The sequence below is a fragment of the Mycobacterium sp. genome, assembly GCF_049281135.1.
Taxonomy (GTDB): Bacteria; Actinomycetota; Actinomycetes; order Mycobacteriales; family Mycobacteriaceae; genus Mycobacterium.
The window spans coordinates 1-8,770 of the sequence record NZ_JBAPRN010000561.1; the positions used below are offsets into that span (position 1 = coordinate 1).

9 protein-coding genes and 1 pseudogene are annotated in these 8,770 nt (G+C 65.3%); 4 read left to right on the plus strand and 6 right to left on the minus strand.

What is annotated here, in order from left to right:
* Positions 1 to 442 (minus strand): peptidylprolyl isomerase (locus WAN02_RS21840; protein ID WP_422266308.1); only part of this gene is annotated, 442 nt, incomplete at its 3' end.
* A 2-nt stretch (positions 443 to 444) separates the two neighbouring features.
* Positions 445 to 1,326 carry a peptidylprolyl isomerase gene (locus WAN02_RS21845; RefSeq protein ID WP_422266309.1) on the minus strand — a complete coding sequence of 294 codons (882 nt, stop codon included), beginning with the start codon at positions 1,324 to 1,326 and terminating at the stop codon, positions 445 to 447.
* A gap of 110 nt (positions 1,327 to 1,436) precedes the next feature.
* On the opposite strand from WAN02_RS21845, the gene WAN02_RS21850 reads away from it, so the two are divergent.
* The 4 genes from WAN02_RS21850 (at position 1,437) to WAN02_RS21865 (ending at position 4,762) form a co-directional block, all read left to right on the plus strand.
* Positions 1,437 to 2,108 (plus strand): MBL fold metallo-hydrolase, encoded by a 672-nt coding sequence (locus WAN02_RS21850; RefSeq protein ID WP_422266316.1) that lies wholly within the window; start codon positions 1,437 to 1,439, stop codon positions 2,106 to 2,108.
* Positions 2,105 to 3,376 (plus strand): histidine--tRNA ligase, encoded by a 1,272-nt coding sequence (gene hisS, locus WAN02_RS21855; RefSeq protein ID WP_422266310.1) that lies wholly within the window; start codon positions 2,105 to 2,107, stop codon positions 3,374 to 3,376. Before WAN02_RS21850 ends, hisS begins: the two co-directional genes overlap by 4 nt.
* A 123-nt stretch (positions 3,377 to 3,499) precedes the next feature.
* Complete coding sequence (locus tag WAN02_RS21860) at positions 3,500 to 3,841, plus strand: hypothetical protein (protein WP_422266311.1); 342 nt, start codon at positions 3,500 to 3,502, stop codon at positions 3,839 to 3,841.
* 9 nt (positions 3,842 to 3,850) lie between these two features.
* Positions 3,851 to 4,762: an NAD(P)H-binding protein gene (locus WAN02_RS21865; protein ID WP_422266312.1), complete on the plus strand. Its 912-nt coding sequence runs from the start codon at positions 3,851 to 3,853 to the stop codon at positions 4,760 to 4,762.
* 111 nt (positions 4,763 to 4,873) lie between these two features.
* On the opposite strand, the gene WAN02_RS21870 is transcribed toward WAN02_RS21865, so the two are convergent.
* The 4 genes and pseudogenes from WAN02_RS21870 to WAN02_RS21885 all read right to left on the minus strand — a co-directional run.
* On the minus strand, positions 4,874 to 6,103 hold the full coding sequence (locus WAN02_RS21870; protein WP_422266313.1) for an acyl-CoA dehydrogenase family protein: 1,230 nt from the start codon (positions 6,101 to 6,103) through the stop codon (positions 4,874 to 4,876).
* 91 nt (positions 6,104 to 6,194) lie between these two features.
* Positions 6,195 to 7,022, minus strand: a complete 828-nt coding sequence (locus WAN02_RS21875; protein ID WP_422266314.1) for a mycofactocin-coupled SDR family oxidoreductase — start codon at positions 7,020 to 7,022, stop codon at positions 6,195 to 6,197.
* Between the two features lie 20 nt (positions 7,023 to 7,042).
* Entirely contained in the window at positions 7,043 to 8,632 is a 1,590-nt protein-coding gene (locus WAN02_RS21880) for a purple acid phosphatase family protein (RefSeq protein WP_422266315.1), read from the minus strand.
* Between the two features lie 41 nt (positions 8,633 to 8,673).
* Positions 8,674 to 8,770 (minus strand): annotated as a pseudogene (locus WAN02_RS21885) (gamma-glutamylcyclotransferase); the annotation flags it as partial.

Below are 8,770 nucleotides of genomic sequence, written 5' to 3' on the forward strand. Positions count from 1 at the left end.
CCGACAAGGTACGCGACGTGGTCAGCCGGTGGCATTCGGTGTTGTCGAAGTACGCCCCCTGGGCCAGCGTGACGAAACTGTTGACCGTGCAGGGTGATTCGTTGTTGGCCAGTTGCAGGCCGATCCGCCCGCGATCGGTGACAACGGTCAGCCCGACCTGCGCGGGATCGGCCGACGCCTTGCCGGGCGCCGGCGCCGGCGCCGCTTTGGCGGCCGGGTCGCTGGACCGCAGGTATTGACAGTTGGCCCCCACCGCCGGGGACGGGAAGAAGGGCGGCAGAGCGGGGCCAGTCACCGGAGCGAGGGGGGGACGAGTGGAGGTCGCCGCGGCGCTGGATGACGTCGTGGCGGCGGTGTCACCGGATTTGTGATGGGTGCAGGACGTCGCCGTCACCGCGAAGACGAGCATCCCGAGCATGGTGGCAATTCGCGTGAGTTTCATGGTCATAAGTCCAGTTGTGCCGAGGTGATGGTGACTTGGATCGCGGGCGGGCCGTCCGCGCCGCCACCGGCGACGCCGCCCTTGGCGATTTTGTCCAGGGTGGCCAGGCCGTCTGGCTGGATCTTGCCGAAGACGGTGTATGCGGGCGGCAGCAGCGTGTCCTTGTACACCAGAAAGAACTGGCTGCCGTTGGTACCGGGTCCGGCGTTGGCCATAGCCAGTGTCCCCCTGGGATATACGACGGGTTGCTTGAGCGCCGGATCCCCGGCCGGATACTGGTCGGTCGGGTATTCGTTGGCAAACTGATAACCGGGGCCACCCGTGCCGTCGGCGCTCGGGTCACCGCACTGCAGAATCGACGACGAGTCTCCGGTGGTGAGCCGGTGGCATTTGGTGCCGTCGAAGAACTTCTGCTGTGCAAGACTGGCGAAACTGTTTACGGTGCAAGGTGATTCGTTGTTCGCGAGCAGCAGGCCGATATGACCCTGGTTGGTGACCATGCTGACGCTGACCTGCGCCGGGTCGGTGGGCACCTTGCCTTGCCTCGGCGGGTTCGCCTGCTTGGCGGCAGGCTCGGGCGACGGCGGGTATTGGCAGTTGGCGCCCAGATCGGCGGTCGGCTTGAAGGCCGGCAGCGGTGGCCCCGACACCGGGCCCGCTGTTGCGGCGGTCGACGAGCTGCCGGCGGCCGATGCTTGCTTGTTGTTGTGGTCCTTGTTGGTCGGGATGACGGTGACCACTATTGCGGCGACCACGACCGCAGCCGCGACCGACCCGCCGACAATGGCCAGAGTCCGGCGACGACGAGCCTGCTGGGCGCGTCGTTCCCGCTGCCGCTGCAGTTTGCGCTTGGCATTCGCACGTCGCTGTTCGTTGGTCGGCACCGCCGATATCCCTCCATCATCGCGGGCTTGGTCAGGACGAGTGTGCCAGCTCACGCTCAATAAGGGTGGCGCGACCCGTCCACGATCGCTCGGGTGGGAAACTGGAGTTCGTGTTGATCACCGGATTTCCCGCCGGGTTGCTGCAGTGCAACTGCTACGTGCTGGCGCCGCACCCCGGAGCCGACGCCATCGTCGTCGACCCAGGCCAGAGCGCAATGGGGCAGCTGCGCCGCATCCTGGACAAGAATCGGCTGACGCCGGCGGCTGTGCTGCTCACCCACGGCCACATCGACCACATCTGGTCGGCGCAGAAGGTGGCCGACACCTACGGGTGCCCCGCCTACATCCATCCCGAGGACCGGTTCATGCTGACCGATCCGATCAAGGACTTCGGACCGAAGCTCGGTCAGTTGCTACTCGCCGCGATCTTCCGCGAGCCCAAGCAGGTGATCGAACTGGATCGGGATGGCGACAAGATCGACCTGGCCGGGATCAGCGTCACCGTCGACCACACCCCGGGTCACACCCGCGGCTCGGTGGTGTTCCGGGCCAGCGGCGCGAAAGATGGGAAAGATGTGGTGCTGACCGGCGACACGCTGTTCGAGCGCTCGGTGGGCCGCACCGATCTGTTCGGCGGCAGCGGCCGTGACCTGCTTCGCTCGATCGTCCACAAGCTGTTGGTGCTCGACGACAAGACGGTAGTGCTACCCGGGCACGGCAACTCGACCACCATCGGCGCCGAACGGCAGTTCAATCCCTACATCGAGGGGCTCAGCCCGTGAGCGAGTTCTCTTCGTTTTCAGGCCCTAAGGGCGTCCCGGACTACGTCCCGCCGGATTCGGCGGGGTTCGTCGCCGTCCGCGCTGCGCTGCTGGACGCCGCTCGCCGCGCCGGATACAGCGACATCGAACTGCCGATCTTCGAGGACACCGCGTTGTTCGCCCGTGGCGTGGGCGAGTCCACCGACGTGGTGTCCAAGGAGATGTACACCTTCGCCGACCGTGGCGACCGCTCGGTGACACTTCGGCCGGAGGGCACCGCCGGGGTTGTGCGCGCGGTGATCGAGCATGGTCTGGACCGCGGCGCGCTGCCGGTCAAGCTGTGTTACGCGGGCCCGTTCTTTCGCTACGAGCGTCCCCAGGCCGGCCGCTACCGCCAACTGCAGCAGGTCGGTGTCGAGGCCATCGGCGTCGACGATCCCGCACTCGACGCCGAGGTCATTGCGGTCGCCGACGCGGGTTTCCGCTCGCTCGGCCTCGATGGTTTCCGACTGGAGATCACCTCGCTGGGCGATGAGACCTGCCGACCGCAGTACCGGGAACTCTTACAGGACTTCCTGTTTCAGCTCGACCTTGACGAGGAAACGCGAAAACGTGCCGAGATCAACCCGCTGCGAGTGCTCGACGACAAGCGGCCGGAAGTCAAGGCGATGACGGCCGACGCCCCGGTGATGCTCGACCACTTGTCCGATGTGGCCAAGCAGCATTTCGCGACCGTCCTGGCTCACCTGGACGGACTGGGCGTGCCCTACGTCATCAACCCGCGGATGGTGCGTGGCCTGGACTACTACACCAAGACCACCTTCGAATTCGTACACGACGGGCTGGGCGCCCAGTCGGGGATCGGCGGCGGCGGACGCTACGACGGTCTGATGCGCCAGCTCGGCGGGCAGGACCTGTCGGGCATCGGTTTCGGTCTCGGTGTCGACCGCACGCTGCTGGCATTGCAGGCTGAAGGTCACGATGTCGGGCAAACTGCCCGGTGCGAGGTGTTTGGGGCGCCGCTGGGCGAACAGGCCAAGCTACGGCTGGCGGTGCTGGCCGGGCAGTTGCGCGCGGCTGGTGTGCGGGTGGACCTGTCCTACGGCGATCGCGGGCTCAAGGCCGCGATGCGGGCCGCCGACAGATCCGGTGCCCGGGTCGCGTTGGTGGCCGGCGACCGCGACATCGACGCGGGAACGATTGGGGTGAAGGACCTGACGATGGGAGAACAGGTCGACGTGGCGACCGAGTCCGTCGTCGGCGAAGTGCTTTCACGCCTCGGCCGCTAGACGGCACTCGGCGGCAAGGCCGGTCAGGCGCTGTCTTGCGACGATTTCTGCTCACGACGAATTCGAGGGAGGCCTCCTATGACGTACATGGGAAACCCTTACTACCCACTGTGGTTGGACAATTTGGCCGACGACGTCACGCTCGAGGCGGCGGCAATGGACGGCATCGCGAGCGGCGCCGATGATGCTCGTACGATCCTGGTCGCCGCCCGGGAACTCTATGATCAGCAGGAGTTCAACTACGCGGGTCCCAGCGGGGAGAGCGGCTTTCTCGAGGACTATTCCAGCTTGGTCCGCGGCACGCCCACGTATGTCGTGGTTCTAGTCAGCTTCAATGCGACCGGACAGACGCAGCGCGTTGTCGTCAACCATCGGCCACGCAGCGCGATGCTGCAGTTTTCCCGATTGATGCTCGAGCGATTTGCCGGCACCCCCCTTGCCAAGCATTGGGAAGGCACGCCTTAAGGAACGAGCATGAGTACGCCCTTGTACCTGATCACCGGCGCCGGCGGCGGCACCGGTGGTGTCAGCCGACAGGTGATTGAGCTGTTGCGAGCAGGCGGGAACCGGGTGCGCGCGTTGGTTCACCACGACGACGCGCGGGCCGATCCGCTGCGCGAACTCGGCGCCGAAGTCGTCGTCGGTGACTTGACCGACCCGGCAGACGTGGTGGACGCGATGGCGGGCGCTGATCGGATGTTCTTTTCGATGGGCGTCTCAGCGGACTATCTCAAGGCGACCGCAATAATCTGTGACGCTGCAAGGGAATACGGCCACCTTGAAGTAATCGCGAACATGTCTCAAATGACCGTGTCCCAAATGACACTGACCAGCGTGGGCGAGTCGCACCAGCATCGGCTTCATTATCTTGCCGAGCACGTCATGAACTGGTCGGGTGTCCCGGTCGTACACATTAGGCCGACGGTGTTCCTGGACAATCCGCTCTTCACGTGGTTTGCCGCCCCATCGCTCCGGGAGCACAACCTGTTGGTCCTTCCTTTCGGAGAGTCGAGAACTTCACCGATCGCCACCAGCGACGTCGCCCGTGCCGTTGCCGTAGTACTCGAAGATCCCACCGACCGTATCGGTGAGATATACGAATTGACCGGTCCGGCAAGCCTCGACATCGATGGACTGGCCGTCGAATACACGCTGGGATTGGGCCGGCCGATTCGCGGCACCGACATTCCGCACGAAACCTGGGTCCACGAAGTCGTCAAGCCGCTAGGCCTACCCGAACACGTCGAACAACATCTCATCACCATGGCACTGTTACACCGCGCGGGACGATATGACCGCGCCACCGATGATGTCGAAAGGATCACCGGACTACCGGCATCAACGGTAGGTCAGTACGTTGCCGAGCGCCCCGAACTGTTCTCCTAGTTCGGCGTCGGTGCCCGTGTCGCATTGGTGGCGGGTCGCGCCGAGATCGACGCGAGCGCGACAAATCGCGAGAGGGCCGCACGCTGCCGTCGATCTGGGCGCTAGGCGCCGTCAGGTTCGACTGTGCTTGACCTGGTTGAACGGCACGCCGCGGTCGGCGGCATGCTCACGCGGAAATCCCAGTATCCGTTCGCCAATGACGTTGCGCGCCATCTCAGTTGTACCGCCGCCGAGCGCAGCGGTTTGTCGGGACAGGTAGCGCTCGCCGACGAACATCAAGTCGGCGGGCCCGTCCACCACGCCCGCGCTACCGGTGATTGCCAGCGCCGTGTCGATCTCGAGCGCCACTTCCTCGGCCTGGAAGAGCCGGATCAGCGTGCCGCCCGTCGGGGGGAGGGATCCGTCCAGCACGCCGTGGTAGACGTGGTCGATCAGTTGCTCCCACACCGCGCGATGCGTCAGGGCCCGGCCGGCCAGCCCGCGGGCCCGCTCGTTGTCGTTAAGCCCGGCCGCGCGCAGCATCGCGTGATAGTCGGGGGATTGTTCCTGGTTGTTCTCGGCGCCGCTGCCGCTGGCGAACTCCGAGCCGCCGCCAACGGCCCGTCGCTCGTGGTGGAGCTGGCGCGTCGCGACCTCCCAGCCCTTGTCCACCTCACCGACCACGTCATCGTCGCTGAGTACGAGGTCGTCGAAGAACTCTTCGCAGAACTCGGTCGACCCGTTGACCTGTTTGATCCGGCGCATTGTGATGCCCGGGCTGTCCAGGCGGGCCAGGAACATCGTCAGGCCTTCGTGTTTGGGCACGTTCCAGTTGGTTCTGGCCAGCAGCAGCCCGTAGTCGGCGGCGAACGCCCCGGTGCTCCACGTCTTGGCGCCGTTGATGATCCACTTGTCGCCGCGCCGTTCGGCGCGGGTGATCACGCCGGCCAGGTCCGAGCCGCCGCTGGGCTCGGACAGTAACTGCACGAGCACCTCGTCACCGCGTAGCGCCGCCGAAATATGTTGGCGTTTCTGTTCTTCGCTGCCAGTGTCGAGGATCGTCGGGCAGCAGATGGTGAAGGTCGGCACATTCAAGATCAGTGGCAGCTCGTAGCAGGCACTGACATCGTCGAACGCCTTCTGATAGGCGATGTCCAGTCCGAGCCCGCCGTACTCGGTGGGAAAGCAGATCCCGGCGAAGCCGCCGTCGTAGAGCCGTCGCTGTAATTGGCGGACGTGCTGCCAGGAGTCTTCTTCGCCACGGTCGGCGTACGGCGGATTGTTCGGGTCGGCGATGCGCGGCATGTTGTCGTCCAGCCAGACGCGGGCCCGCTCGGCGAACTCTGCCACCGATTCCGTCATATGGCACCTTCCGAGAGTTCCATTAACGCAAACCGGTAATGACATTACCAGGGCAGCCGAGGGGCTGAGCAGGTCCGCCGGAGGATCGCGATCAGATCTTCAAATACCCTTTGTCGGCTGGAATCTGAGCCGCGGTGATCAGCGACGAGGCGTCGCCGGCCAGCCACACCACGATGTCGGAGACGAGGTCCGGGGCGGCCAATGATTCGGTCGGAAGCGCGCCCGGGGAGAAGCTGTGAATGTAGCCCGGGTGGTCCTGAAACACCTTGTACATCGAGAGGTCGTTGCCCATCGGCGTATCGGTGCCGTACGGGTGCACCGAGTTGACCCGGATGCCGAACTCGCCGAGCTCGACGGCCAGGGAGTTGGTCAGCCCGACCACACCGAACTTGCTGGCGCAGTAATGACCGCAGCCGGGAACGGCCTTGATGCCCGCCGCTGAACTGATGGCGATGATCGATCCGCCGTTGCCGGCCGCGATCATCGGTGGTACCACCGCTTTGATCGTATTCCACAGCCCGGTCAGATTGATGTCGAGGGTGTCCTGCCACTGCTCGGCCGAAATCTCCCACAACCGGCCCCAGTTCAGCACGCCGGCGTTGGCGACGACGATGTCCAGGCGGCCGAATTGTTCGATGGCATCGCCGATGACGCGCTGCTGGCCCGCCGCATCGCGCACGTCGACCTCCGAGGCCAGAACCTTGCGGCCCTCACCCTCGACGAGGTTCACCGTTTCGGCGAGGTCTTCTGGAAGCGCCGGCGGATAGCCGTTGTGCGCGGTCACCGGGGCGCAGGCGTCGATGGCGACGATGTCGGCGCCGGCCCTGGCCAGCCTGACGCAGTGCGACCGACCCTGGCCACGGGCAGCGCCCGTCACATAGGCGACTTTGCCGGCCAGCGGGAGATCGGTAGCGGTCATCGCCTCAGGGTAGGAAAAGTTCAGCCGCCGCGAGGCCGAGTGAGCGTGAATTCCTCGACCACCTTGATCGCGCCGTACGGGCCGTCGACGGCGTAATGCGTCGCCTTGATCGACGTCTTGCCGCCCGGGGGACCGGGGTCGACGTCGAAAGCGACGAAACCGTAAGGGTTTTCGCTATCCCTGAATGCCGACCACGGCGCTTCCTCGACGACGTAGATCGGCGCCTTGCGCCGCATCGCCGGATCGAACGGCCCGGCGCCGGTCAATACGCGGCATCTGGGCTGTGGGAAGAACAGGGTGTTCGATGGTGTCGAGGTGCCGCCACCTCCGATGACGAGGTGCACGGTGCCCTTGCTGGTGTCGATTACCCCGGCGCGGGTTTCGACCGGCATCGGCATTCTGGTTTCGCTGTCCAGCGTTCCACGCATCGGATGCGAGCGTTCATAGTGATGCTCGTGGCCGCACACCACCAGGTCGACCTGGTAGCGGTCGAACAGCGGCAGCCACTCCTGGCGGATACCCAGGTCGGCGCCGTTGGTGCGATCTCCGGTGGAGACGGCTGTCTGGTGCATGCACACCACCACCCAGTCGACTCGCGGATCTTTTCGTGCGTCGGCGAGTTCGTTTTCCAGCCAACGCTTCTGCGCTCCGCCCGAATAGCCGTGCACGTAGAAATTGCCGCCGTCCTGGAAGCAGATGTCGTCGTTGTTGAGGCTGATCACCCGCACTGACCCGGCGGTGAACGAATACCACAGCCCACGGAGCTCGGCGTCGGATCCAGAGTCGGGCAGGGCGAAGTAGGTCTGGTAGGCGGCGTAACCGACTGGGCCGTTGCCTAATTCGTTTTCATGGTTGCCCGCCGCCGGCATCCATGGCCGATAGCGGGCCGAGCGCGTGTTGTTGTCGAACCAGTCCGACCAGGTGCGAATGCGGTCATCGGCGAGGTTCGCGTAACACAGGTCGCCGTTGACGAGGTTGAACAGTGGAGCGAGACGCTCGATCGCCGTCGTGATGTCTCCGGCCGCTGGGGAGCCAAGGTTGTGGATGCCGTAGATAGGGCTTGTGAATTGGCCCTGTGTCGGGATGGCCTGGTCTCCGAAACTGGTGAAGCGCAATGGTTTCCGCCCGGTCGGAGCGGTCCTGACGGTCCCAACTTCGGGGTTGGTGCCGTCGTGAACCGCGGCATAGACGTAGTCGGTGTCCGCGGCCAGGTTGTCGAGCCGCGCGTGATGGACTTGGACCTCGGTGTTCGACTTCGCGTCACGGTAGGTGCGCGTCTCGGCCTGCACGGTTCGGCCGAAGCCAGAGGTCGGGGTGCCCATCATGACCCGCGGATTGTGCACCGGATCAGTGGTGTGCCACGAGACGACGACATCGGTGGAGGCATCCTTGCCGAACTGCAGATGCAGGCCGCCCACCGGCTGCGCGCCGCGCTGGTTCGGCTGAGTCCACACACTCGGCCCGTGAGTTGGTAAGCCGAGCAGGGCAACGCCGCCGGCGCCGAGCCCCGCACCGACCAGGGTGGTCGCCGCGCCGGTGGTCAGCAGCCTGCGGCGGGTGATGCCTGATGGCGGGGCCTCGTAGGCTGACGATTTTGCCTCTTCGACCATGCCTCTTTCATACCTTCCGCCGGAGTGTGGGCCGGTGAACGCTATCCGGCGAATACGTAGACCCACGCTCGCGGGCCGGACCGTAGGGGCACTGAAATCCGCCGGTAGTCGTCGACCTCGTACTCGTCGGCGGCGGCC

Bases quoted from the DNA above. Each gene is read 5' to 3' on its own strand.
- WAN02_RS21865 (WP_422266312.1), top strand. From the start codon at position 3,851: ATGAGTACGCCCTTGTACCTGATCACCGGCGCCGGCGGCGGCACCGGT.
- WAN02_RS21870 (WP_422266313.1), bottom strand. From the start codon at position 6,103: ATGACGGAATCGGTGGCAGAGTTCGCCGAGCGGGCCCGCGTCTGGCTG.
- WAN02_RS21875 (WP_422266314.1), bottom strand. From the start codon at position 7,022: ATGACCGCTACCGATCTCCCGCTGGCCGGCAAAGTCGCCTATGTGACG.
- WAN02_RS21880 (WP_422266315.1), bottom strand. From the start codon at position 8,632: ATGGTCGAAGAGGCAAAATCGTCAGCCTACGAGGCCCCGCCATCAGGC.